Raw genomic sequence first — 24776 nt, 5'->3', positions numbered from 1 at the left:
GTCGCGCGCTCCTTAAATTCCGCAGCCGCCGATGGTGACGCCGACGCGCGTCGTCGAGATCAGAAACGCGCCCGTCGAAAGCTCGGCCAACACGATAACGTCCTGCGTTTTGGCAAGCCGCATGCGGCTCTGCACGCGCGCAATGGCGTTCACGGGCGACAGATGGAACGTCGCGACGTGGGCGTGCGGATTGGCGGTCGATAGAAGATAGATAGCCTTGACGTGATCGGCTTCCGTCATGGGGCTGTCGACCGAAATCGTGATCGGCACGAAGTTTCCGTTGTCGGCCGTTTCGGGAAGATCGACGGAAACCTTGCTGGCGACGGGCGTCGCAGCGCCGACGATGCGCGCGAAATCGTCCTTGAATTCCTGGCTCGGTGCGAACGGTTCGGCGGCAGCCCCGCCATCCGCGCGGGCCGCCCAAGGTGCCAACACTGCACCGGCCGCTCCGGCAACGATGAACGTCCTGCGGCTCAGAATGGAAATGTCGGCCCGGTCGTTCACGCGCTTGGCCTCTGATCCGGAAGGAAGGTCCATCCGGTATATGGGAATGGGCGGTCATGGCGCCCAACCTTACGATTTATTTTCCTGACATGGCCGGCCGCCCGTGGCAAATGTCCGAGCAAACACACGTTAAGAACGAGAATAGGCGGCATGTCTGCACGCCAGCGATAGGAACGGGAATGACCGGGATCACGCGCCGCGATTTCAACGTGTTGGCCGCCGGAGCCAGCCTTGCGGCGATATCCGAACTGTCTCGCCCCGCATTGGCTGCCGGCACTGCCAAGGTCGTGATCATCGGCGGCGGCCCGGGCGGCGCGGCGGTCGCCAACCGGCTGAAAACGGCCGACGCTTCCCTCGACGTCACGCTCATCGAACCGAAGGTCAAATATACCACCTGCTTCTATTCGAACCTGTATCTGGGCGGTTTCCGCTCATTCAAATCGATCACCCATGATTATGAGGGTGTGAAGAAGCGCGGCATCACCGTCCTCACCGACACCGCCACAAGGATAGATACGGCGGCAAAAAAAGTGTCGCTCGCGAAGGGGCAGGCTCTCGCGTATGACCGCCTCGTGGTCGCACCGGGCATCGACTTCAAATGGGATGCCATCGAAGGCTATTCGCCGGACGCGGCCAAGCTGATGCCGCATGCTTGGCAAGGTGGCGAGCAGACGTGGCTACTGAAAGAAAAGCTGCTCGCGTTGCCGAATGGCGGCCTCGTCGTCATGGCCGTTCCGCAGAACCCCTATCGCTGCCCGCCCGGACCTTATGAGCGCGCCTGCATGATCGCGCATTTCCTGAAGACCAAAAAGCCGAAGGCCCGGCTCGTCATTTTCGATGCCAAGAAGACCTTCTCGAAACAGGCCGTCTTCGAGGAAGCCTTCGCCGAATATTACAAGGACATCATCGAAATCAATCTCACCAACGAGATCGATGATTTCGCTGTTGTCAAAGTCGATGCCAAGACCGGCGTCGTCACGACGAAGTCCGGCCGCACCGAACGCGCCGCGCTCGCCAATATCATCCCGCCGCAAAAGGCGGGAGCCATCGCCGCAAGCGCCGGTCTGACGGAAGGCGACTGGTGCCCGGTCAACCCGGAAAATTTCACCTCGACCAAGGTGAAGGACGTCTACGTCCTGGGCGATGCCGCGATCGCCAATGAGATGCCGAAGTCGGCGTTTTCCGCCGTCAGCCAGGCGACCGTCGTCTCGGCTGACATCATCGCCGACCTGCAGGGCAAGCCGCGAGGCCCGGGTTCCTATCGCAACACTTGCTGGTCGATGGTCGCACCCGACAACAGCGCCAAGATCGGCGGCGACTATGTCCCCGCAACCAAGGACGGGAAGTCCTATCTCGAGGTCAAAGACCCCTTTATCTCCAAACCCGACGACAGCGCCGAACTGCGCCAGCAGGTCTATCAGGAAAGCGCCGAATGGTATCAGACCATCGTTGACGACCTTTTCGGCGAAGGACCGCCGCCGCCGACGCTTCCGAACTTCCGCAATCCTTAAACTTTATCGCGCAGCATCGCTCCGGGCCCGAGGGATCGGCCCGTGTATCTGCAAGACTATGTGCTGCCGCACAAACGTGATTAATTAGGCTCCGCATAGGCCCTGGAAGGCCCTACCCTGGAAAACGCGGCAGGGTCTTCCCAAGTTGACGTATACGTCAACCAATGATAACGGGCGCGCCGAGATTATCGCCTTGCGGCAGCCCTTATGGGAGGCACGGAAATGGCACCCGTCGTTCTGCTGGTGGTGGCTCTGGTCGCCTTTTTGGCGCTGGGCATTATCCGCGCACCCCTTTGGGGTTGGGCCGCTGCTTTGGGCGTCTGGACGCTGCTCGCGACCGGCGGGAGCATCGGCGTCGTATCCTGGATCGCTTGGCTGCCGTTTCTGGCGCTCGCCGCACTTTCGATCCCCGCCGTCCGCCGGAGCATGATCATCGCCCCGGTCTTCGCGCAGATCCGCAAGATCCTGCCGCGCGTCTCCGATACCGAAGCCCAGGCCCTCGAGGCGGGCACCGTCGGCTTCGACGCCGAGCTTTTCTCCGGCACCCCCGACTGGGACAAGCTCAAATCCGTTCCCCCCGTGCAGCTGACGGCCGAAGAACGCGCCTTTCTCGATGGCCCGACCGAAAACCTCTGCCGCATGATCGACGACTGGCAGGTGCGTCATAGCCTGCACGAGGTGCCCGACGAGATCTGGGACTTCGTCAAGCGCAACGGCTTCCTCGGGATGCTGATCTCGAAGGAGCACGGCGGCCTCGGCTTTTCACCTCAGGCCCAATCGCTCATTCTCGGCAAGATTGCCTCGCGCTCGCCCGACGTCGTCACCATCGTCATGGTGCCGAACTCGCTCGGCCCCGGCGAACTGATCGAAAAATACGGCACCGACGAGCAGAAGCACTATTACCTGCCGCGCCTCGCCAAGGGCGAGGAAGTCCCATGCTTCTCGCTGACAGGCCCGACGTCCGGGTCCGACGCCGCCACCATGCGCGACGTCGGCTACGTGACGCGCGGTACCCACAAAGGTCAGGACACGCTTGGCATCCGCCTCTCGTGGGACAAACGCTACATCACGCTCGGACCAAAGGCGACGCTCGTTGGCCTCGCCTTCCGTCTGTTCGATAAGGACAATCTGCTCGGCAAGGGCGAGGATGTCGGCATCACGCTGGCGCTGATCCCCGCTGATCATCCTGGCGTCAATATCGGCCGCCGCCATCTGCCTTCGGGCGCCGCTTTCCCGAATGGCCCCAACTGGGGCAATGACGTTTTCATCCCGATGGATTGGGTCATCGGCGGCGACAAGATGGCCGGCAACGGCTGGCGCATGCTGATGGAATGCCTTTCCGCCGGTCGCGCCATCTCGCTGCCGTCGTCGGCGACGGCGGGCGCCAAGATGATGCTGCGCGTCACGTCGGCCTATGCCCGCATTCGCAAGCAGTTCGGCTTGCCGGTCTCGCGCATGGAAGGCGTCGAGGAAGGCCTCGTCCGCATCATCGAGACCGCCTACGTCAACGAAGCTGCACGCGCCATGACGGCAGCGATGGTTTCACGCGGCGAGAAGCCTTCGGTCATCTCTGCGCTGATGAAATATCAGACGACCGAAAAGATGCGCCGGGCTGTCAACGACGCGATGGACATTCACGGCGGCCGCGGCATCTGCGATGGCCCGGCGAACTACTTGCAATCGGCCTATCAGATGGTTCCCGTCGGCATTACGGTCGAAGGCGCTAATATTCTCACGCGCACGCTGATTACGTTTGCCCAAGGCGCGCTACGCTCGCATCCTTATCTCTACAAGGAAGTGCAGGCGGCGCAAAACCCCGACAAAAAGCGCGGCCTTGATGACTTCGAGGATGCCTTCAATAACCACATTGCGTTCTCGCTTTCGAATGCGACCGGCGGCTTCGTCCACAATCTCACCGGCGGAGCCTTCGTCAAAGCGCCCGAGGGCGCTCTTCGCATGTCGCACTGGTATCGCCAGCTCGGCCGCGCCAGCCGCTCATATGCCTTCGTCGCCGATCTGACGGTCGCGCTGCTCGGCGGCGGCCTCAAGACCAAGCAGAAGATCACCGGCCGGATGGCCGATGCGCTATCCGAGCTTTACATGCTGTCGGCGACGCTCAAGCGTTACGATGATGACGGCCGCCCCGAAGGCGACGAACAGATCGTCGAACTCGCCGCTGGGAACGCCCTCTACCGTTTCCAGGAAGCCATGAGCGGCGTCATCGACAACTTCCCCGTCGCCTGGGCGAGGCCGCTGATGCGCGTCGTCGTGTTCCCGCTTGGTCGCCGTCACAAACCCGCGTCCGACGCGCTGGGCCACCGCGTTGCCCGCCATGCCCTGCAGCCGGGTGAAGTTCGCGATCGCCTGACGCGCGATATCTTCATCTCGAAGGACGTCAACGATCCGACCGGAATTCTGGAAGTGACGCTCGAAAAGGTCATCGCGGCCGAGCCGGTCGAGAAAAAGCTCGAAAAAGCTATCCGCGATGGGCTCGTGCGGCGCTATCATGGCAGCGATTGGTTTGCCGAGGCCGCCGCCAAGAACGTGATTACGGAAGCGGAAGCCGAACAGCTTCGTGAGGTCGAACGGCTGGTGGCACGCGTCATTGCGGTCGACCATTTCGATCCTGCCGAAGTAAAACCGAATTATGTGACGCTCGGCCACAACGTTCGTGGCGCCGAGAGCCTGGCAGCCGAATGATTGCTGCCGCTGTCTATGAGTTGAGGTGAGAGATGACAGAATTTGCGGCGGAACCCAGCAGCCTTGATCTCAAGGACTGGCGCTATTGGGTCGACGGCGAGGACATCGCCTGGGCGATCTTCGATCGCGAAGGCGAAAGCATGAATTCGCTCGGCCGCCGGCCGATCGAGGAACTCGCCACCATCATCACCCAGGCCGAGGCCGACACGGCAGCCAAGAAAATACGTGGTCTCGTCATCATGTCGGGCAAGGACCGCGGCTTCGTCGTCGGCGCCGATATCCGCGAATTCGAAACGTTTAAGAGCGAACAGGATGTGGTCGCTGCGCTGAAGCCGGTGAACGAGCTGTTCCAGCGCATCGAGCATCTGCCGATTCCGGTTGTTGCCGCCATCCACGGCGTTTGCGTCGGTGGCGGACTGGAATTGATCCTCGCTTGTAACTACCGCATCGCCACCCGCGATGATTCAACCCGCTTCGGCTTCCCCGAAGTGAAGCTCGGTATCTTCCCGGGCTTCAACGGCACCGCGCGATCGATCAAGCAGGTAGGCCCGATGGCCGCGATGCAGGCCATGCTCACGGGCGGCATGATCCGCGCATCGGTCGCAAAGGCGCAAGGCTTCATCGATCAGCTCGTCGGCAGCCAAGGAGAATTGCATTGGGCGGCCCGCAAGGCGGTGCTGCAGAACCGCCGCTCCAAGCCCGCCGGAGCCGCCAAGTCGCTGCTCGCGAAATGGCCGGCTCGCGGCTTCCTCGCCGGCAAGATACGTCAGGAGACGGCGAAGAAAGCCCGCGAAGATCATTATCCGGCGCCGTTCCGCCTCATCGACCTATTCGAGAAATACGGCGGCGATCTCGAGACCATGAAGCGCGAAGAGACGAAAGCCTTCGCGCCTTTGATGATGTCTGACACGTCTAAAAATTTGCGCCGCGTGTTCCGTCTAACCGAACTTCTCAAGGGCCAGGCGCCGCGTGGCTTCAAGTGGAAGCCAAGCCGCGTGCACGTGATCGGCGCGGGAACGATGGGCGCCGACATCGCGGGCGTCTGCGTCGCGTCCGGCATGGAAGTGACGCTGCAGGACATTTCACCTGAGCAGCTCGAGAAGGGCATCAAGGCGCAGGGCAAGCTCTTCGCGAGGAAGTTCAAGACCAAGGCGACGCGCGACGCCGCTAAAGCCCGCCTCATCGCCGACCCCGAAGGCAAGGGCGTCGCCCGCGCCGACGTCGTCATTGAAGCGATCGTCGAACGGCTCGACATCAAGCAGAAGCTGTTTGCCGATCTCGAAAGCAGGATCAAGCCGGGTGCCGTGCTCGCGACCAACACATCATCGCTGAAGCTCGAAGATATCGCTGCGCCGCTGAAGGATCCCGGCCGCCTGATCGGCCTGCACTTCTTTTCCCCAGTGCCACAGATGCCGCTGGTCGAAGTCGTGCGCGGCACCAACACGCGCGAGGACGAAGTGAAGAAAGGCGCGGCGTTCGTCACCGCCATCGACAAGTTCCCGCTGATCACGAAGGACGTGCCGGGCTTCCTCGTCAACAAGGTGCTGACGCCCTACATGTTCGCTGCCATGATGCGATTGGAGCAGGGCGAGGACAAGGAGAAGATCGACGAGGCCGCGCGCACGTTCGGCATGCCGATGGGGCCGATCGAACTCGCCGACAACGTCGGTCTCGATATTTGCGCCCACGTCGCGAAGATTCTTGGCCAGTCGAGCGAAGGTTCCAGGCTCGATCGTCTCGTCGCTTCAGGCCGCCTCGGCAAGAAGACGGGCGAGGGCTTCTACGTCTGGAAGGACGGCAAGCCGGTCAAGTCGGATAAGAAATACGCAAAGGCTGAGCTTGAATTGCTCGGTCGCGAGCTTGTCGCGCCAATGATCGACGAAGCCCAGAAGTCGCTCGATGAAGGCGTCGTCGAATCCGCCGATCTCGTCGATGCCGGGATGATCTTCGGCACCGGCTTCGCACCCTTCCGCGGCGGCCCGCTGCACTACAGGAACAGTCTCGCTGCGAAAAGCCCGTCGCCCGCGACGCAAGCCGCCGCTGCCGAATAATTCTTATTCCCTCTCCCCGTTCTTGCGGAGAGAGGGTCAGGGTGAGGGGCCGCAACGTGAGCAAACAGCCGCCCCTCACCCCGGCCCTCTCGCCATCGAAGACGATGGGGAGAGGGGGAATACTGGAGAAATGAAATGGCAAGAGAACTTCGGCGTGTCGCGGTAATCGGCGGTGTCCGCATTCCGTTCTGCCGTTCGAACACGTTTTATGCCGACCAGTCGAACCTTGACATGATGGCGGCAGCCTTGAACGGCCTCGCCGACCGCTACGGCCTCAAGGGTCAGCACATCGACGAAGTCGTCGGCGGTGCGGTTGTCACGCACTCGAAGGATTTCAACCTCGCGCGCGAAGCGGTGCTTTCGACGAAGCTTGCGCCATCGACCCCCGGCGTGACGCTCATTCAGGCCTGCGGAACGTCGCTGCAGTCCGCGCTGATGTCGGCAGGCAAGATCGCAACGGGCGAAATCGAAAATGCCATCTCGATCGGCTCCGACACCACCTCCGACGCCCCGATCGTCTTCTCGAAGAAATTTTCAAAGCGTCTGATCGAAGCCCAGCAGGGCAAATCGGCGCTCGACAAGGTGAAGGCTTTCAAGGGCCTGTCGCCAGCCGAGCTCGCGCCGCAGCCGCCGGCCGTCTCCGAGCCGCGTACCGGCCTCTCGATGGGCCAGCATTGTGAGCTGATGGCTCAGGAATGGCACATCCCGCGCGCCGACCAGGATCAGCTCGCCTTCGAAAGCCACAAGAAGGGCGCGGCCGCCTACGACGAAGGCTATATGGACGATCTCGTCATTCCCTTCGCAGGCGTCTATCGCGACAACAACCTTCGCCCTGATATAACGCTCGAAAAGCTCGCCTCGCTCAAGAACGCCTTTGAAAAATCGGACCGTGGCACGCTGACCGCTGGCAACTCGACACCACTGACGGACGGCGCCGCGACTGTTCTTCTTGCCTCCGAGGAATGGGCAAAGAAGCGCAATCTGCCGATCCAGGCCTACATTACGTACGGCCAGCACATCGCCAACAACTTCGTCGGCGGCGACGGGCTGTTGATGGCACCGACGATCGCCGTTTCGAAAATGCTCGATCGCGCCGGCCTCAAGCTGCAGGACTTCGACTTCTACGAGATCCATGAAGCCTTCGCCGCTCAGGTTCTGTGCACGCTCAAGGCCTGGGAAGATCCTGACTACTGCAAGAAGATCCTCGGCAAGGACGCGCCACTGGGCTCGATCGATCGTTCGAAGCTCAACGTCAAGGGCTCGTCGCTGGCATTCGGTCATCCATTCGCCGCAACCGGCGCGCGTATCGTCGCCAATATGGCCAAGCTGTTGTCGACCAAAGGCGGCCGCGGCCTGATCTCGGTCTGCACTGCAGGCGGCATGGGCGTCACGGCGATTATGGAGTCCCCGGCGACCATCGAGGCACAGGCCGCCTAAGCGGGAAGACTCTCGGCCGGCAATGCGCTATGTCCCTCGCGGTTCTAGGCAGCGAGGGAAGGGCGCATGGGCGCGAAGGACGATAAGCAACTTGAAGCTGCTCGCACGCTCGTCCGCACTTTGGCGGCGCGTTTGAATGCAGATGGCTGGGTGCGCCTCTGGGACGGCACGCGCCTGCCGCTCGGCGACGCGCCGCAATCGAACTTCGAGATTTCGATCCGCGATCCCGGCGTCATCGGCACCATCCTGCGCCATCCATCGCTCGATTCCATCATCCGCCAATATGTGGAGAAGGGCATCGACTTTTCGGGCGGCACGCTCGTCGATTTCGGCAAGGGCCTGCAAGACGGCCGCAAGGGCGTGAAGCTGAAGCCGGGCGAGATCGCCAGCCTCGCACTGAAATTGTCGCCGTTCCTGTTCGCAAAGGCAGCGGACGCGCGCGACGCACACGGCTTTCAGGGTGAGATCACCGGTAAGAATCGCAAGACCGACGACAACAAGGCCTACATTCAGTTTCATTACGATCTGTCGAACGATTTCTACGCGCTCTTTCTCGATCCCGAGATGGTCTACTCCTGCGCGTATTATACCGACTGGTCGAACGACATCGCGCAGGCCCAGCATGACAAGCTCGAAATGATCTGCCGGAAGCTGCGGCTGAAGCCCGGCGAGCGCATGCTCGATATCGGCGCTGGTTGGGGCGGTCTTCTCTGCCACGCCGCCGAGAAGTATGGCGTCACCGCGCATGGCGTGACGCTGTCGGAAGAGCAGCTTGCGTTCGCGCGCGCCAAAGCCAAGCGTCTCGGCATCGACAGCCGCGTGACCTTCGAACTGTCGGACTATTCGAAGCTCACAGGCACTTACGACAAGATCGCGTCGATCGGCATGTACGAGCATATCGGGCTGAAGAACATCCCCGAATACATGCGCAAGGTGCGCTCTCTCTTGAGCGATGATGGCCTGTTTCTCAATCATGCCATCTCGCGCCGCGCGCCGAAGCATAAGCCGGGGCTTTTCAAGGGCAGGATGCGCCCGGAAAAGAAAGCCATCGCCAAATACATCTTTCCCGGCGGCGAGTTGGACGACATCGGCCATTCGATCTCGGCGATGGAGCGCGCCGGCTTCGAGGTGCACGATGTCGAAGGCTGGCGGCTGCATTACGCGCGTACGTGCCAGCTTTGGTGCGAGCGCCTGACCGCCAACAAGGATCAGGCGATTCAATACGTCGGCGAGGAGAAATACCGCATCTGGGTCGCTTATCTCGCCGGCGTCAGCCTCGCGTTCTCACGCGGGACCTTGCGCCTGTTTCAGACGCTCGCCTCGAAATCAGCGAAACGCACTCCCGTTCTTCCGCCCACGCGTGGGGATTTGTATCGATAGCGTTGCCGCAATCGTTATTCACGCGCCTTTTTTGAGATGCGCTTCACAGCGTGCGCGGATTTCGTTGAGATCGGTAAGCGAGCGCTCGATATCACGCCGCTTCGTCTCAAGCTCGCCGACCGCCGTCGTCACCTTGTCGAGTAGCAGTCGCGTCTGCGCCAATTGCCCCGGATCTGAATCATAAAGCGACAGGTATTCGCTGACGTCTTCAACCGTGAACCCTAGATTGCGGCCGCGCAGGATAAGGATCAGCCGCGCTCTATCGCGTTTGGAATAGCGCCGCGTCGTTCCGATACGCTGCGGCGAAATCAGCCCGCGGCTTTCATAGAAGCGGATCGTTCGCGTTGTGATGCCGAATTCCTTCGCCAGCGCCGAGATCGAATAGGACGTCTCGCGCGCATCTCCAGGATGGGATGCATCGGTACGCGCGATGGGGAGGGTCTTTGTGGTCATGCCTGTTTGCCGCGCTGGGCTTCCTCGGCGACCAGCTCTTTCTTCGACAGCTTTCCGATCATCGTTTTCGGCAAGCTGTCGCGAAATTCTATCGATTCCGGCATCTCGATTTTCGAGATCTTGGGCTCGAGAAACTTCAGCATCTCCTGAGCCGTGACGGACATGCCGTTCTTGAGCTTGATGAACGCCTTCGGCGCCTCGCCGCGATAGGCGTCGGGCACACCGATTACAGTCACTTCCTCGACTGCGGGATGAGCATAAATCGCCTCCTCGACCCGGCGCGGATAGACATTGAAGCCCGAGCAGATGATGAGATCCTTGATGCGATCGACGATGGAAAAATATCCGCGCGCGTCCATGATGGCGACGTCGCCGGTCCGGAGGTAGTCCCCGACGAACTGCTTTGCCGTCTCTTCCGGCCGCTTCCAGTATCCCTTCATCACCTGCGGCCCTTTGGCGCAAAGTTCCCCGCGCTCACCCTGAGGAACCTCCTTTGTCGGGTCATCGAGCGAGCGCAGCGAAATCATCGTCCCGGGCAGCGGCAACCCGATCGATCCCCGCACCGGCTCGCCTTCGAGCGGGTTTGCCGTCAGTACCGGCGATGTTTCGGATAGCCCATACCCCTCGACGACCTTGGTCGAGCCTGCGGCCAATTCCTCGAACCGAAGTTTCGTTTCGAGCGGCAATGCCGCGCCGCCCGAAAGACAGAATTTCAATGAGGAAAGGTCGTAGGATTTGATGTGCTGGAAATTCAGCATCGCCGTCAGGATGGTCGGAACGACGGGCATCATCGTCGGCTTTTCGCGATTGATGAGCTTCAGCGTCTCGATAAGCTGGAAGCGGGGGATCAGCAGGATCTTGGCCGCGAGTTCGACGCCGACGGTCATCACCACGGTCATGGCAAAGACGTGAAAGAGGGGCAGCGCTCCGACCACGATCTCTTGGCCGGGCTTCAGTGCCATGCCCCAGGCGACGACCTGCTTGGTGTTGGCGACGATGTTGCCATGGGTCAGCATCGCTCCTTTCGGCGTGCCGGTCGTGCCGCCCGTATATTGCAGGACAGCGATGTCGTCGGGGCTTATCTCGACGGGCGAAAGCGGGACGCGTTCGGCGGCAAGATCGAGGCCTCTGATCAGCCGCCCGGCCACCGGCGAAGCACCGACGTCGGCGCGATCCTTACGCTTGAAGATCCGAAACAGCGCCGATTTCAGCGGCGAGAGCACGCTGGCGAACGGCACCACGACCGCGCGGGAAATCAACCCCGCCTGCAGCAACGCCTCGACCTTAGTAAACAGCATCGCAAGGTCATGCGTCACCATGAACTCGGTTTCGCTGTCCTTCACCTGAAATGTCAGCTCTTCGACAGTATAGAGCGGATTGAAGTTGACGACCGTTCCACCCGCTTTGAGTATTGCAAAATAATACACGACGAAGGTTGGTGTATTGGGGAGGAATATACCGACCTTGGTACCTCGTTTTACTCCATTTCGTTGCAAGCCGGCGGCGACCCGCTCGACGTCCGCCGAGAGCTCCCGATAGGTCGTCACGCGGCCAAGAAAACTGATCGCCTGATGGTCCGGAAAGCGTTCCGCTGCCCGGTCCAGAAGCGACGGCACCGTCCCCGTCGGGATCGGCATGCGCCAATCGACGCCGGCCGGGTAATGGTCGGCCCAGGGGGGCGACGTCTCTGACAGGGGCAGGGCGACTTCCGATTTCATTGGCTGTCCGGCGGCTCTATTTTATCTTATTCCGGATCGCGTTGACCTTCGCTGAAGATGTCGTAAATCGTCCGCTAACCAGCAAGGTACGCGCGAATATTTAGCCAATTTTCGTGGGCCAAAGCTAGCGCTCGATCACGCCGGTAACAGCTATCGCCAGGGTGGTGGATGCATGAAATAGGCCGGGGTCAGGCCAGCGCGACGGTCCGCACCTGGACTTCGCGGTTGTTTAAGGATAAGTGACCCCCCCGCTTGCTGATCTAGTAGTCTTGATTTAGGTAGATGCCAAGCAAAACTGGCCCGTCGCAGGGGTTGCGAGGGTGGGAGAGGCCGATGGACGAAGTCGCGACTAAGGTTATTGAAATCCTCAAGAAGCATATGAAGGAGCCGCGCGACGATATCTCGCTCGACACCCAGCTCACAGATCTCAAGATTGAGTCACTTGATCTTGCGATGATCGTTTTCGACATCGAAGATGGTTTCGGGATCGAGATCCCGTACAACGCCAATGAAGAAGTCGAAGCGTTCAAGACTGTCGGCTCGGTGGTCGACCGCGTGAAGTCGTTGATTGCCGCAAAGCAGGCTTCCGCAGCCAAAGCTTAACGGCCGCGAGCGACCTTCCGTCGAAATCAATGTGTGACGGCCGGAACCCCCTCCTGGGGGTTTCCGCGCATTCACCCAGACAAGAAAGATAGAAGATGTCGAATAGCAAGCCGGGACGCCGTGTCGTCGTCACGGGTCTCGGAGTTGTAACTCCGATCGGCCAGAACGTTCCTGATTTTTGGGCGGGCCTCAAGTCCGGTAAATCGGGTGTGAGCAATCTCGAAGGCTTCCCGGTCGATGATCTGAAGATTCTGATCGCGGCGCAGATCAAGGGCTTTGATCCCAAGCAGCGCCTGAAGCACTTCAAGCGCGACCGCATCATTACGCTCGCGGATCGCTATTCCTGGTTCGCCGCCGCTGCCGCCGACGAAGCGGTGAAAATGTCCGGCCTCGAAATGCCGATCACCGATCCCTATCGGTCGGCTTGCATCATCGGTTCCGGCGCCGGCGGCTTGACGACTTACGAAACCGCCTACCGCGACCTCTTCATTCATAACAAGCGCGCGACCCACCCGCTGACGCTGCTTCGTATCATCGGATCTTCGGCCGCGGCTCACGTCGGCATCGAATTCGGCGTCAAAGGCCCGACGTTCGCCACCTGCTCGGCCTGCTCGACCGCGACGCATGCCATCGGCATCGGCCGCGACTACATTCGCGACAATCTTGTCGACGTCGCCCTCGTCGGCGCATCTGAATCGGTCATCAACTACGGAACGATGAAGGCCTGGCAAGCGCTCCACGTGCTGTCGCCCGAAGGTTGCTTCCCGTTCGCCAAGAAGCGCAATGGCACGGTGCTCGCCGACGGCGCCGGCGTTCTTGTTCTTGAAAGCCTCGAACACGCGCAGGCCCGTGGCGCCACCATCCTCGCCGAGCTTTGCGGATACGGCATGGCGTCCGACAGTCAGGACATGGTCAAGCCGACGGTCGAAGGCCCGAGCGTCGCGATGCAGAACGCCATCGCGGACGCGGGCATCAAGCTGGATCAGATCGACTATCTGAACGCCCACGGCACCGCGACGGCCGACAACGACATCAACGAAACCAAGGCGATCAAGAACGTCTTCGGCGATCACGCTTATAAGCTCGCGATCTCATCGACCAAATCGATGCACGGCCACCCGCTCGGTGCCGGCGGCGGCATCGAAGCCGTAGCGACCATCATGGCGATGCGTGAAGGCTGGGTGCCCCCGACCATCGGCCTCGACGAGCCGGGCGAGGGTTGCGATCTCGATTACGTCCCGAACGTCGGCCGCAATATGAACGTCGGCTACACAATGTCGAACTCGCTGGCGTTCGGCGGCTTGAACACGTCTCTCGTGTTCGGGCCTGCTCCGAAGTGATCGAATTGCAATGGGCCGTTGCCGATTGTCATCATGCGTGACGGCCCTTCGCAATCGCAACACGGCAATTGCGCTGCGCAAACAGCGAATTGAGCGCAACTTTCGAGCACGACGGACATTTTGTTCGCATCCAAGAGCCGCAAAACCCTTGATGACGGCGGCCCTCAATGAGAGACTTCCCAATTGCGGCCGCATTCTAGTCCCGGTCGCGGAGCGCTGATCGGGATTTTGCGGCATGCGAAAGATCGTGATCCGGGCGGGCAGTGTCGCCATCCGTGCGAGGCTGCTCAACACGCCCACCGCGGAACGTATATGGGCAGCGCTTCCGATTGAATCTGCTGCGCGTACATGGGGCGGCGAAGTGTATTTCGACGCGCCTGTAAGTTCTGCCGCTGAACCCGACGCTCGCGTCACCGTCAAAGTCGGTGACATTGTCTTCTGGCCGGAAGGAGACGCGATCTCGATTGGCTTCGGCCCGACGCCGCTGTCGCGAACACGCGGTGAGATCCGGCTCGCAGGGCCGTGCAACGTTTGGGCGGAAGCGCTCGACGACGTCCGCCAGTTGAAATCGGTGCACCCCGGCGTTGCTATCTCGGTCAGCGAAGCCGAATGCTGACGTCACCGGCGCATCCCTGAAGACACGCGCACTGCCCGGACAGGATCCGTGACGCTTAAATCCGTGGCCTGCATCGATGATCTTCGGCGCTTGGCGCATCGCCGCGTGCCGAGCGACTTCATGGGCTATTACGAATCCGGCTCATATTCGGAATCGACCTTAGCAGCCAACATCCGCGACCTTCAGAACATCAACATCCGACAACGGGTGTTGGCCGGCGCAGCAAACCGCAATCACATCCAGACGGTGCTTGGCGAGCGCCAACCATTGCCGCTCGCTCTTGCACCCATCGGCCTCAGCGGTATGGCCTGGCGCGACGGCGAGATCGCCGCTGCGCGCGCGGCCGAAAAGGCCGGCATTCCCTATACGCTCAGCACGCTCTCGATCTGTTCGATCGAAGACGTTGCGAGCGCTGTATCGAAGCCATTCTGGTTCCAGCTCTACTTCATGAAGGACCGCGGTTTCGTCGCCGATCTCATTGCCCGGGCGCGCCGCGCCAACTGCAGCGCTCTCGTTCTGACGGTCGACCTGCAAGTGCTCGGCCAGCGCCATCGCGATGTCCGCAGCGGCTTGAGCGTGCCGCCGCGCATCACGCTCGGCACCATTGGCCGCATCGCATCGAAGCCCGCCTGGATCGCCAACGTTCTGATGGGCAAGCGCAAGACATTCGGCAACGTCGCCGGGCGCATTCCCGGCACGGAAAATCTTCTCTCATATATGGACTGGATCAAGAGCCAGTTCGATCAAGCGCTATCTTGGGACGATGTCGCATGGATACGCGAGCAATGGCCCGGCAAGCTCATCATCAAAAGCATCATGGACGCCGATGATGCACGGATGGCGGTCAAAAGCGGCGCGTCGGCCATCGTCGTCTCCAATCACGGCGGCCGCCAGCTCGATGGCGCGGCCTCGTCGATCTCGATGCTGCCGCGCATCGTCGATGCTGTCGGTTCCGATATCGAAGTCTATTTCGATGGCGGCATCCGTTCGGGCCAGGATGTCTTTAGAGCGCTTGCAATGGGTGCCCGTGCTTGCCTCCTCGGTCGAAGTTATCTTTATGGCCTTTGCTCCGCCGGTGAAGCGGGCGTCAGCAAAGCCATCGATTTGATCGTCAGCGAACTTGATGTGACCATGGCACTCGCCGGTGTGCGCTCCATCGACCAGATCACGCGCGACTGCGTCCAAAGCTGATTAGATTTATTCGAGCCGCTGCAGATTGCGCAGCGCCGGAAAAAGTTTCATCCAGATCAGCGCTACCGCGATCGTGCCAATGCCGCCGAGAGCGGCCGCCGGAACGGCGCCGAGCAAAGCTGCCGTCATTCCGCTTTCGAATTCGCCGAGCTGGTTCGATGCATTGATGAACAGGAAGTTCACGGCGCCGACACGGCCGCGCATGTCGTCGGGCGTCGCAAGCTGGACAAGCGAGACGCGAATGACGACGCTGACGGTATCGGCCGCCCCCATCACTGCGAGCGCAAGCACTGACAGCCAGACCACTTTCGACAACGCGAACACGATGGTGGCGATGCCGAACACGATGACCGCTTGAAACATCCGCATTCCGACGTGCCTGGTGATCGCATATCGGGCGAGCAACACGGTCATGATCAAAGCGCCAATGGCCTGAGCGCCCCTCAGCATGCCAAGACCCCAAGGGCCCGTGTGGAGAATGTCGCGGGCGTAGATCGGCAGCAGCGCCGCCGCGCCGCCAAGCAGGACCGCAAAAAGATCGAGCGAGATCGTCCCGAGAATGGCCGGATGCGTTCGCACGAAATGCGCGCCCGCGAACAGCGCACCGGCGGTCGGAGAGTCTCGCGCCGCGACAGGGCGGTCTAAAACGATGGCGCCGTTGAGAAGCGCTGAAATAAGCCAGAAGCAGGCGATCGCCGCGTAAGGGAGGGCAGGGGAGACGCCATAGGCCAAACCGCCCGCAGCGGGTCCGGCAATCGCGGCGAGCTGAAAGACGCCCGTCGAAAGCGCGGAAGCTCTTTGCAGCATGCCCTCGGGCGAAACCCCCGGAAGCAGTGCAGCCGTGGCGGGGCTTTCGAAGGCGCCGGCGACGCCGAATAGGGCGACGGCGACGAATATTTGCGGCACGGTCAGCCAGCCCGCGTAACTTCCCCACGCGAGAAACGCTGCGGCCGCCGCCTCGACGATCTGGCAGATCTGATTGACGCGCCGGCGATCATATTGATCCGAGGCATGTCCCGCGACAAAAACCAGAATGGCGGTCGGCAGGAATTGCACCAGCCCGATCATTCCAAGATCGAAGGCGCTGCTCGTCAAGGCGTAAACTTGCCAGCCGATGGCAACCGTCAAAATCTGCGAAGAAAACTTCGAAAAACCGCGTGCCCAAAGAAAATATTGTAGCGGAGCATGCCGCCAGAGGCTTTGCGCGACGCCAGACGACATATCTGAATTCATTGATCGGCCGAAGCCGTCTCCATCAAAGTCTGTACAGAGGAATGGGCTTTCCCTCGAGTTGGCCTGCCCTCATCAGCCCGCTGCAAGGGAAGCAAGCGCATACATGGAAAGGTCATCGCTTGAACGTGCCCTCACACGGATCGCATCATTGCGAGGGTCGCGAGACGCTGATTTGCGCTCTTCCGTCTTTATCGATGCAGCTGATTTGAGCGCGTGATGTGGAGATCATGATGGTTCCCTCCTCGTCATCGTCGCTGACGGCGGCCTGGCTCCAGCATTGCTTGAGCGACGAGGAAAAGTCGTCGCTGCTAAGATCGAGGGACTGGCTAACTTGATCGATGAGGGCACTGTAGGCCGAAAGCGAGCCGCCCGACCATTCGACATCGAAAGATGATACCGCCGGGCCGCACGAGATCGTGATGTGCGCCGACGGATCGCGGTTTTCCAAATAGAAAGCGTCGAATGAGCTCGTGACGTGCATACGCTGCTTCAACGATAGATCCTTATTCTCCGCCTCAAGGCGGGAAACGCGGTCGCCGCAGTTATCCGCCCAAGCCGATATCGGCTGAAACGTGCAGGCCAAAATCGCCGGCAAAACAACTTTCAAAATATTGGCGATCATTCCCCGCTCCACGACTTGGTCCGGAATTGTTAGCAGTTCCTCAGTTTGTGTAACGATGACAAAAGATCATGACGGCGGCGAGAGCCCGTTCGGCAGGGGTAGGGTGTCAAATTCCGTGCCGCCGATGAACGAGGTTTTGCGCAACGAAAAGGTCCGGGGAGCCTGAAACCGCACAGATTGACTTGAACGGCAGGGCTCCGCTGTGCCTAATTGTCAAAATGTTGGAATATGAAGTGGGCGGAGTTCCAGCAGGCGATCTTTCCCGATGAAACGTCTGGCGATCATTCCTTTCGCGATTGGCCTCACTGCGCTGGCGCTTGCGGCGGCGGCACAGGATCAGCCGAAGCCGCTTCTCACTGAACAGCAAATCAACGACATAATCGCCCGACTCAACAATAAAAAGGTCGCCAAGCCGACGTCGCTTTGTGGGCTGAGTGGCTTGCCGTCATCGTGCGGTGTTTTCGCGTTGCCGAATTCCTCCCTGGTAAAACCGACATTCTCCGATCCTTTCCTCTCCAAACCCGCGACCCCGCTCGCAACACCTGTTCTCCCGACCCCGCCACCGCGGCCGCTTACCGTCGCCTGCCCGAAGGACGACCATTTTCATTCGTGCCGCCTGATCGAGAACCTCACCGACGTCGGACCCGGCCAGGTAGGGGCGACGCTCTATCTTGGCGGCAGTCATTCGGCCGAACTCAGCCGTAAAGCCGCGCAGGGGATTCTGACGTCGGGAGAGGTGAAAGCGCTGATCAGCGAAAAGACGATCGGACTTCTGCCCCAGGCGGTCGAGACGTCGGCTGCCGACCGCGCCGTCGGAGTTCTCGCAAAGTCCGGAATAGCCAAGGCCGGTCGCGGCGCAGCCGTAGTCGGCGTGGCTCTGATGACGTATGCAGCCTACGAATATTTCTTCGGCGGCGACGACGCGCCCACCGAAAAGAAGCCTCTCGACAAGCAAGCCGACCATTGAAGCTGACGGTCCCGGCGGTCTTGAGCCGGGCGCACCAATGACACTCTCGGAAATGTGGGAATGATCCATGCGCATGCTGGCCTATCTTGTCGCGATCTTAGCATCGCTTTCTTGTGCCGCAGCGCACGCCGAGACGGTCTGCATCAACCCCAAAGACGATCCGCCGGGCCCCGACACCACAGTCGCCTGTTATTCCGATGCCGGATGTAAGGTGGCGGAATCTTTCGGCGCGGAGCCCATTCGAGACTACGATGCGGAAAGCGCGCCTTTCGCGCTGGCGCGAGGCAAGATCAGCGCCATCATCACCACGGCCAAGGACGTTATCAAGATTGCCGAAGCCAATGGCGCCGAATGCCATCCACAGAAGCCGTGAAGAGAGAACAGATCGGCACTCTCGAAGACGCACAAATCACTTTGTCTCGGTTGGAACGTCGGGTGCATCGATAAGCCTGAAGAACGCCGCCAGTCGCGCCGCATCGTGGTATTGCTCCATGCGCGAAATCAGCGTTTTCCGGAATACGACCACTTGCCTGTAGGTCCCTGACATCGTCTCGCCCGTTTCGCGGTCTTGCAGAAAATATCGAACCCGCGAACGCGCGATTCCCGCGTGAAATTCGAAGCTTTCCAGCACCGCTACGCCCGAAGCTTTCTCGGCGATCGGGATGAGGTAGGCCCGCATGGCGTCGCGCCCGCGAATGGCGAGCGGCTGCTCGCCCTCGACGGAATTGCGTTGGAAGAGGATGTCTTCGGCATAGGTGCGAAGGACACCTTCGATGTCGCCGACGCTCCAAGCCCTGTGCGCCTCGTTCAGGACGGCCTTGGCCGTCTCGTAGTTGAGATCACGGTCGCTGCAATCCGATAGGCAACCATTTTCTTCGACCATCGCGCACCGGCTTCGTCAATCGTGTTGGGCAACTCGTCGCGACGGTAACTGTAGCCTATCGATCCGGTTCCTGCGACCCGTCTCCGTGAGCCTGCAAATCTGCAATCAGGTTTTGTGCGAGACGATAATGTAAGTCGTTCGGCCCTTTTTCCTCGACCAGCATCGCAATTAGCAGCGCCTTGGCGAACAGATCATCAGCGTTATTTGCCGGCAGCGTTTGCGCATGCTTGAGGCACGCGCGGATGGTGGCGGCGCGTGCGTTCCACTCGCCGTCGTCCTGCGGATTGTCGCTCAATCGAAGCTGCGCCTGGCGCGCCTTCCAGCCTTCCCTCGCGCAATGGAGAAGGTCTTTCGGCTCCTTCGGGCCGCGTGCCATCTCGTTCCCTCTTGTTATTATTGAAAAGCGGAACGCATCTAGCCCTTCACTTTGCTCTCTCGCGTGACCGAAGGCGCGGTTGCTGTCAAATCCGGCGTGGGTGCAAATGCGAGTTGCAATTTGGCAAGAGCGAAAGGCGCCGATTCAACGGATTGGCGATAGTGCGCCGCCCTTGCGGTCCAGGAGTTCCTGCTTCCGCAGACGTCCTCCGAGCGCTCCCTTCACTCTTTCACTAAAGAGGTAGACAGGACGTGGTTTTTTACCATTACAAAATTTCTAGCTACCGATACGTTGATGTAATTGAACCAGAAAACAAGGCTGTAAAAAATCATGAAAACGAAATTCGTTATGTCGTCGTCGGCCTTCATATCCGCGATGGTTTTTGCATCGCACGCTTATGCTGGCCCCTTTTGCATCCCGTTTTTCGGCTGCGGAGGCGGTGGAGGCGACGGCCCCTCGGCTGCCCCCGAAATCGATGCATCGAGCGGGGTCGCCGCCGTGGCTTTGTTGTTATGCGTCGGTGCGATTGCGTATCGGACTGCGCGGCGCTGATTAGCGTTCCCGCGGAGCGAGGAATTGGTGGGCCCGCCAGGACTCGAACCTGGAACCAGACGGTTATGAGCCGTCAGCTCTAACCATTGAGCTACGGGCCCACGCGGTGCCTCTCATACCAGATGTTCGCAAGACGGACAGCCTTGACGACGACGATTCTGTGTCAGGCATTCTGTCGCCAGGAAAGCGTAACGCGCCGCTCTATTGCGTTCGCTGGCGGGCACCCCGCTTGCCATAGATCTCGTCATAGGTCTTCCCAGTCGCGAGCCGGTAGGCCGCGTTTCGGCCGGCCCGGAAATAGCGCTGCGCGCTCCGGCGCAAAGCCCAGGCGGGGCGGGTCTGATCATGAATGCTGTCATGTACGACGACGGCATTCGGCGGCGCATCGTGAAGTTCTATGCCGGCATACTTGAGCGGCAGGGTCCCGATCGCATATCGCTCGGCGCTGTCCGACATGACTTCGATAAGGACCGCTTCAGCCGAATCTCCCTTGCCCGCGTGCCGGCAGCCGTCCTCCCAGGCAGCGACGAAGGCGTCAGCTCCCGCCGACGGGCGCACCAGCAGGACCCGCGTCGTCGGCTTTAGAGCTCGCTTCGTCGTGCCCAAAGACGTTCCTTTGGTGCGCATGGCGAGGTCGCCGGGCGAATCCAGAATGCCGCCGATGTCGCCGCGAACGGTGCAGTCGACGTCCATGAAGATCAGCGGAACGTCCGGATAGTCTTTTCGTGCCTGCGCCAGGATGGTGGGCTTCTGCCGCGTCTGCGAGTACCAGCTGTCGCCGAGCACCGGTCGTGCATAAAGGTGGTGGGATATCCGGTGACCGATCAGGTTCTTCGAGAACGTCGACGCTGACGGCTCATAATTCGGCGTGAAGAAACCGATGACAATAAAATCGGTGCCGAAAGATTGACGGATGTCGGAACCTTGGCTCGTAGCTTTGCGATCTTCGGGAATTTTGGTTTCAACCATTCTTCTGTCTCGGCATGCCCGTACAGGCCCGCCACTGCCCGGCACAGCGGCAAAGCCCGGAAATGCTATAGCAGGAGATCCGGGCGTCGCAAGGCGGACGTCCCATTTTGACGGCTGAACAAACGTCTGTTCACTCCAAAGACAGCAATCGGCCCTCTTTTGTCCTCGAAACGACTATAGCGACCAGAGAAAACTTGTTGGAGACACCCATGCGCAGCGCCACGCGGCCGATAGCCGTCGTTCACCTTCTGAAGATCGCCTTCGTGGCCATGTTTCTGCTGATCCCGCCTACGGTTTCGCGCGCAGAGGATAAATCCGTGGAACGCACCATTACCGTCTCGGCAACGGGCACAGCCGAAGCCGAACCCGACCGCGCCCGCATCACCTCCGGTGTTTCGACGGAGGCCGCGACGGCCCGCGACGCCCTGACGAAGAACAACGAAACGATGACCAAAATCATCGACGAGCTGAAAGCAAAGGGCATCGATCCCAAAGACATCCAGACGGCCTCGTTCAATGTCGAGCCTGTTATGGATTATTCGAAGGATGGCGCTCCGCCAAAGGTCCGGGGCTACCGCGTCAGCAATCAAGTCATCGTTCTGGTCCGCAAGCTCGATCAGCTTGGCGATGTGCTCGACAACGTCGTCAGCGCCGGCGCCAATCAGATTCAGGGTCTTTCTTTTGAAGTCTCGAAAGAGGATTCCTTGAAGGATGCCGCCCGCAAGGACGCAGTCGCCAATGCGTTGCGTCGCGCCAAGCTGCTTGCCGATGCCGCCGGTGCCGAAGTTGGCGACGTATTGCAGATCTCCGAGGACGTAACGTCGAGCGGCCCCGTGATGTACGCTCCTCGGCTTGCAAAGGCGGCAGCCTCGTCGGTGCCGATCGAAACCGGCACCAGCACGCTCGAAGCGCGCGTGACGATCACCTGGGCGCTGAAGTAGGCTCGCGCCGATCTAAGCGAGCTTGACGACTTCGACGTCGACCTTTGGCGTCGGAGCGCCCGGCTGGATCGACCAGTCGCCGTAGTTGTGCATTTCGCCCGTTTCGCGCACGCGCGCCAACCGCCCGAGATCAATCTCGGCCGTCACCCACTCCGCCGCATTGAGCTTGCCCTCCGCAAGGACGCCCGTATCGGAGACGCCATGCTCCGACGGCACATAGATGCCGGCGGCGCCAGCGTTGAAATCGACAGCCGGAGACCATGGCGCGTCGCCCACCGTGGGGCTCTGCACGGACGCAATGGTATTTTCGAGCGCGCGCGCCATCGAACCCGTGCGAACACGATGATAGCCCGATACGCGCTCGGTGCACGACGGCACAAGCAGCACTTCCGCGCCCGCTTCGGCCATCGCGCGCGTAATCAGCGGAAATTCGCTGTCGTAGCAGATCGCGATGCCGAACCGACCAATCGGAGTATCGAACACGCGGACCTGCTTGCCCGCCGTCACGCCCCAGCTGTGCTCGAACGGCGTCATGATGAGCTTCTCTTGCACGCCGACCGAACCCTTCGGCGTCACGAGCTGTGCCGAGTTGACGAACTTGCCGTCTGGCTTTTTCTCAGGTCCCGAGCCGACGAGGATATAGACGTTGTATTTCTTGGCGAGGTCGAGGTGAAACTGGACGCGCGCGTCCTTGATCTCGGCGACCTTTGCCAGCGTTGCCCGAAGATCGCCGTAGACGTCAGGCCCGAAGCAGGCGGCCTGCTCGATTGCGGCATACTCCGGAAACACCAGAAGCTTGGCGCCTGTTGCGGCGCCGTTTTTCACCCACAGCGCAATCTTCTCCTCCCACTCGGCCAGCGTCTTCGGCTGCCCGATCGGATATTGAGAACTCGCGACTTTGAGGGTCGTTGAGCGCGTCAAAGCTTCTTCATCCAGAACTGCATATTGTGGGTGGTCTCGGCGGCCTGGTCGATGTCCTGCCAGTCGTAGGTCGCGACCAGACCTTCGACCGGCTCGTAGCCGCGCTTTCTCCAGAACGGATCAAGTGGGGCGTAATCGGCTGGTTTCAACGGATGATCGTCGGGCCGAACGACACGGCAGAACGTGGAATACTCAAATCCGCCGAGCTTTCTCGCCTGCGCCTCGCGTCCGTCGAAGAATGCGTGGCCGAGGCCGTGGCCACGATGGCTCTTGAGCAGCACGCTTTCACCGCAATAGAAGATCTTTGAGATGTCGTAGCCGGCTTTCTTAAACGGCTCCGCGAACTCGTCGGCGTGCTCGATCATCGGCGCGCCGGTCGAAGCTCCGACCATCTGCTCGCCGTCGTAAGCGCAGATGACGACCGCGCCTTTCGCCTCGGCGAACTTCTTCAGATACTTCTCTTCGTATTCGAGCGTGCCCTCATAGAGATACGGCCAATCGCGAAAGACGATGATGCGCAGACGGCCGAGATCGGGCAGGACCTTGAGAATATCCGGTCCCGTTACCGATTTGACCTCGAGCTTCTTCTTTTCGACAGCGGCCATTCCGTCTCGATCCTTTAGCCTGCGACCTGGGCGATCCAATCGGTCAGATTGTAATATGTGGTGACGCGCGCAATCTTGCCGTCGCGGATGGCGAAGAACGTGCCTGCCGGAAGCACATACTTCTGGCCGACGGCGTCGGGCAGCCCTTCTTCGGTGTTCTTGTAGATGCCGTGCACGTTGAATTCGGCGGAAGCGCGCGTCGCATCCTTGGACACCATCACGACGATATCTTTCAGCTCTTCCTTGTAGTTGTGCGTCATGCGGGCGTTGAAGGCGCGGAACTTCTCGATGCCTTGGCGGCGCTCGCCCTGGTTGACGTCGTGGATCACGTCTTCGGTCAGAAAGTCGAGCATCGCGTCGGTATCGCCGCGGTTGAAGGCCGCGTAATAGTCGCGGATGAGGGCGGCGGTCGCCGCGCGAGCCTGCGATTCAGGTGACGTGTCGGACATCGGGAGCTTCTCCGGTGAGGCTTTTCGATTCAAAAATGATCGGCGGTCTTTAGCAGGTCGCCTCACAGCCTTCCATGCGCAACGAGGCTGCGGTAAACGCGACATTTCACCTGACCTCAACAGGGTATGGATCATGCCGCGAATTCAAGAGCTTTTCGTCACCCGCGTTTACCGTGACGACCTCCAGCGAGGTGCGACAACAGCGTTGGTATCGGAGCTTCTTGCCGCTTCGCTGGAAATCGCCGCGGCCGACAGGGCAGGGCAGGCCTGGTCGAAGGCGAACGATTACCCCGGATATACATCTTATGCTTCCCTCAACGATCTGCCCGACAGGCATCCAGCCTTTACCGATCTCATCTCTGTCCTCGATCGCCACGTCTCGGCGTTTGCCCGGACGCTCGAATTTGACCTGGAGGGCCGCCGCCTCGCCATCGACAGCCTCTGGATCAACGTCCTGAGACCCGGCGGCCACCACGGCGCGCATATTCACCCGCATTCGGTCATCAGCGGCACGCTCTATCTCGCTGTGCCGAAGGACGCGAGCGCCATCAAGTACGAGGATCCGCGGCTGAGCATGATGATGGCCGCGCCGCCAAAAAAGCCGTCGGCCAAGGAGAAGAACAAGACCTTCGTCTCCGTGACGCCGTCGGCTGGCACACTGCTGCTGTGGGAGAGCTGGCTCCGGCATGAGGTGCCGGTCAACCATGCCAAAACCGAGCGCGTGTCGGTAAGCTTTAATTACCGCTTGGACTAA

General features: G+C 60.6%; 24 protein-coding genes and 1 tRNA gene. 13 read left to right on the top strand and 12 right to left on the bottom strand.

Annotation, left to right across the window (positions count from 1 at the left end; all coding sequences use genetic code 11):
- Nucleotides 1-12: 12 nt before the first annotated feature.
- Nucleotides 13-504, bottom strand: coding sequence for a thiosulfate oxidation carrier protein SoxY (locus QM780_RS05835; RefSeq protein ID WP_415069542.1), 492 nt, complete (start codon nt 502-504; stop codon nt 13-15).
- 179 nt (nt 505-683) lie between these two features.
- Between QM780_RS05835 and QM780_RS05830 the strand changes: the two genes are divergently transcribed.
- The 5 genes from QM780_RS05830 to QM780_RS05810 all read left to right on the top strand — a co-directional run bounded on the left by QM780_RS05830 (nt 684) and on the right by QM780_RS05810 (nt 9583).
- Entirely contained in the window at nt 684-2015 is a 1332-nt protein-coding gene (locus QM780_RS05830; protein WP_415069541.1) for an FAD-dependent oxidoreductase, read from the top strand.
- Nucleotides 2016-2237: 222 nt separating this feature from the next.
- Nucleotides 2238-4715 carry an acyl-CoA dehydrogenase gene (locus tag QM780_RS05825; RefSeq protein WP_415069540.1) on the top strand — a complete coding sequence of 826 codons (2478 nt, stop codon included), beginning with the start codon at nt 2238-2240 and terminating at the stop codon, nt 4713-4715.
- Between the two features lie 32 nt (nt 4716-4747).
- On the top strand, nt 4748-6766 hold the full coding sequence (locus QM780_RS05820; RefSeq protein WP_415069539.1) for a 3-hydroxyacyl-CoA dehydrogenase NAD-binding domain-containing protein: 2019 nt from the start codon (nt 4748-4750) through the stop codon (nt 6764-6766).
- A 135-nt stretch (nt 6767-6901) separates the two neighbouring features.
- Nucleotides 6902-8203 (top strand): acetyl-CoA C-acetyltransferase, encoded by a 1302-nt coding sequence (locus QM780_RS05815; RefSeq protein WP_415069538.1) that lies wholly within the window; start codon nt 6902-6904, stop codon nt 8201-8203.
- A 66-nt stretch (nt 8204-8269) separates the two neighbouring features.
- Entirely contained in the window at nt 8270-9583 is a 1314-nt protein-coding gene (locus QM780_RS05810) for a class I SAM-dependent methyltransferase (protein WP_415069537.1), read from the top strand.
- An 18-nt stretch (nt 9584-9601) separates the two neighbouring features.
- On the opposite strand, the gene QM780_RS05805 is transcribed toward QM780_RS05810, so the two are convergent.
- The gene (locus tag QM780_RS05805; RefSeq protein WP_415069536.1) at nt 9602-10036 is read right to left on the bottom strand and encodes a MerR family transcriptional regulator; all 435 of its coding nucleotides are present in this window, start codon (nt 10034-10036) and stop codon (nt 9602-9604) included.
- Complete coding sequence (locus QM780_RS05800; RefSeq protein ID WP_415069535.1) at nt 10033-11754, bottom strand: long-chain-fatty-acid--CoA ligase; 1722 nt, start codon at nt 11752-11754, stop codon at nt 10033-10035. The genes QM780_RS05805 and QM780_RS05800 overlap by 4 nt, the downstream gene beginning before the upstream one ends.
- A 333-nt stretch (nt 11755-12087) precedes the next feature.
- On the opposite strand from QM780_RS05800, the gene QM780_RS05795 reads away from it, so the two are divergent.
- From QM780_RS05795 to QM780_RS05780, 4 genes are all read left to right on the top strand, one after another.
- On the top strand, nt 12088-12357 hold the full coding sequence (locus tag QM780_RS05795; RefSeq protein WP_045836129.1) for an acyl carrier protein: 270 nt from the start codon (nt 12088-12090) through the stop codon (nt 12355-12357).
- A gap of 95 nt (nt 12358-12452) precedes the next feature.
- The gene (locus QM780_RS05790) at nt 12453-13697 is read left to right on the top strand and encodes a beta-ketoacyl-[acyl-carrier-protein] synthase family protein (RefSeq protein ID WP_415069534.1); all 1245 of its coding nucleotides are present in this window, start codon (nt 12453-12455) and stop codon (nt 13695-13697) included.
- 235 nt (nt 13698-13932) lie between these two features.
- Nucleotides 13933-14313: a cyclophilin-like fold protein gene (locus tag QM780_RS05785; protein ID WP_415069533.1), complete on the top strand. Its 381-nt coding sequence runs from the start codon at nt 13933-13935 to the stop codon at nt 14311-14313.
- A 48-nt stretch (nt 14314-14361) separates the two neighbouring features.
- Complete coding sequence (locus QM780_RS05780) at nt 14362-15504, top strand: L-lactate dehydrogenase (RefSeq protein ID WP_415069532.1); 1143 nt, start codon at nt 14362-14364, stop codon at nt 15502-15504.
- A 6-nt stretch (nt 15505-15510) separates the two neighbouring features.
- Here the strand turns inward: QM780_RS05780 and QM780_RS05775 are convergent, their stop codons facing one another.
- Nucleotides 15511-16725 (bottom strand): MFS transporter, encoded by a 1215-nt coding sequence (locus tag QM780_RS05775; protein ID WP_415069531.1) that lies wholly within the window; start codon nt 16723-16725, stop codon nt 15511-15513.
- Between the two features lie 157 nt (nt 16726-16882).
- Nucleotides 16883-17359, bottom strand: a complete 477-nt coding sequence (locus QM780_RS05770; RefSeq protein ID WP_415069530.1) for a hypothetical protein — start codon at nt 17357-17359, stop codon at nt 16883-16885.
- Between the two features lie 265 nt (nt 17360-17624).
- On the opposite strand from QM780_RS05770, the gene QM780_RS05765 reads away from it, so the two are divergent.
- Both QM780_RS05765 and QM780_RS05760 read left to right on the top strand, forming a co-directional pair.
- Entirely contained in the window at nt 17625-18326 is a 702-nt protein-coding gene (locus QM780_RS05765; RefSeq protein WP_415069529.1) for a hypothetical protein, read from the top strand.
- A gap of 67 nt (nt 18327-18393) precedes the next feature.
- On the top strand, nt 18394-18699 hold the full coding sequence (locus QM780_RS05760; protein ID WP_415069528.1) for a hypothetical protein: 306 nt from the start codon (nt 18394-18396) through the stop codon (nt 18697-18699).
- A 36-nt stretch (nt 18700-18735) separates the two neighbouring features.
- Here QM780_RS05760 and QM780_RS05755 read toward each other — a convergent pair whose 3' ends face one another.
- From QM780_RS05755 to QM780_RS05740, 4 genes are all read right to left on the bottom strand, one after another.
- Entirely contained in the window at nt 18736-19209 is a 474-nt protein-coding gene (locus tag QM780_RS05755; RefSeq protein WP_415069527.1) for a nuclear transport factor 2 family protein, read from the bottom strand.
- A 55-nt stretch (nt 19210-19264) separates the two neighbouring features.
- Nucleotides 19265-19585: a hypothetical protein gene (locus tag QM780_RS05750; protein WP_415069526.1), complete on the bottom strand. Its 321-nt coding sequence runs from the start codon at nt 19583-19585 to the stop codon at nt 19265-19267.
- A 577-nt stretch (nt 19586-20162) separates the two neighbouring features.
- Nucleotides 20163-20238, bottom strand: a tRNA-Ile gene (locus tag QM780_RS05745).
- A 100-nt stretch (nt 20239-20338) separates the two neighbouring features.
- Nucleotides 20339-21106 carry a hypothetical protein gene (locus QM780_RS05740; RefSeq protein ID WP_415069525.1) on the bottom strand — a complete coding sequence of 256 codons (768 nt, stop codon included), beginning with the start codon at nt 21104-21106 and terminating at the stop codon, nt 20339-20341.
- Nucleotides 21107-21315: 209 nt separating this feature from the next.
- On the opposite strand from QM780_RS05740, the gene QM780_RS05735 reads away from it, so the two are divergent.
- A complete protein-coding gene (locus QM780_RS05735) occupies nt 21316-22047 on the top strand; it encodes an SIMPL domain-containing protein (protein WP_415069524.1) in 732 nt (243 codons plus the stop codon).
- Nucleotides 22048-22059: 12 nt separating this feature from the next.
- Here QM780_RS05735 and QM780_RS05730 read toward each other — a convergent pair whose 3' ends face one another.
- The 3 genes from QM780_RS05730 to QM780_RS05720 are packed head-to-tail and all read right to left on the bottom strand — an operon-like array spanning nt 22060 to nt 24022.
- Nucleotides 22060-22968, bottom strand: a complete 909-nt coding sequence (locus tag QM780_RS05730) for a carbon-nitrogen hydrolase family protein (RefSeq protein ID WP_415069523.1) — start codon at nt 22966-22968, stop codon at nt 22060-22062.
- The gene (locus tag QM780_RS05725; RefSeq protein WP_415069522.1) at nt 22965-23573 is read right to left on the bottom strand and encodes a GNAT family N-acetyltransferase; all 609 of its coding nucleotides are present in this window, start codon (nt 23571-23573) and stop codon (nt 22965-22967) included. The genes QM780_RS05730 and QM780_RS05725 overlap by 4 nt, the downstream gene beginning before the upstream one ends.
- 14 nt (nt 23574-23587) lie before the next feature.
- Nucleotides 23588-24022: a ketosteroid isomerase-related protein gene (locus QM780_RS05720; RefSeq protein ID WP_415069521.1), complete on the bottom strand. Its 435-nt coding sequence runs from the start codon at nt 24020-24022 to the stop codon at nt 23588-23590.
- Between the two features lie 133 nt (nt 24023-24155).
- Here QM780_RS05720 and QM780_RS05715 point away from each other — a divergent pair, with 133 nt between their 5' ends.
- On the top strand, nt 24156-24776 hold the full coding sequence (locus QM780_RS05715) for a TIGR02466 family protein (RefSeq protein ID WP_415069520.1): 621 nt from the start codon (nt 24156-24158) through the stop codon (nt 24774-24776).

It is taken from the genome of Hyphomicrobium sp., from assembly GCF_047600905.1.
In the GTDB taxonomy this organism is placed as follows: domain Bacteria; phylum Pseudomonadota; class Alphaproteobacteria; order Rhizobiales; family Hyphomicrobiaceae; genus Hyphomicrobium_B.
Note: the sequence above shows the minus strand (reverse complement) of the source record. Positions and strands in the feature narration are given on the sequence as shown.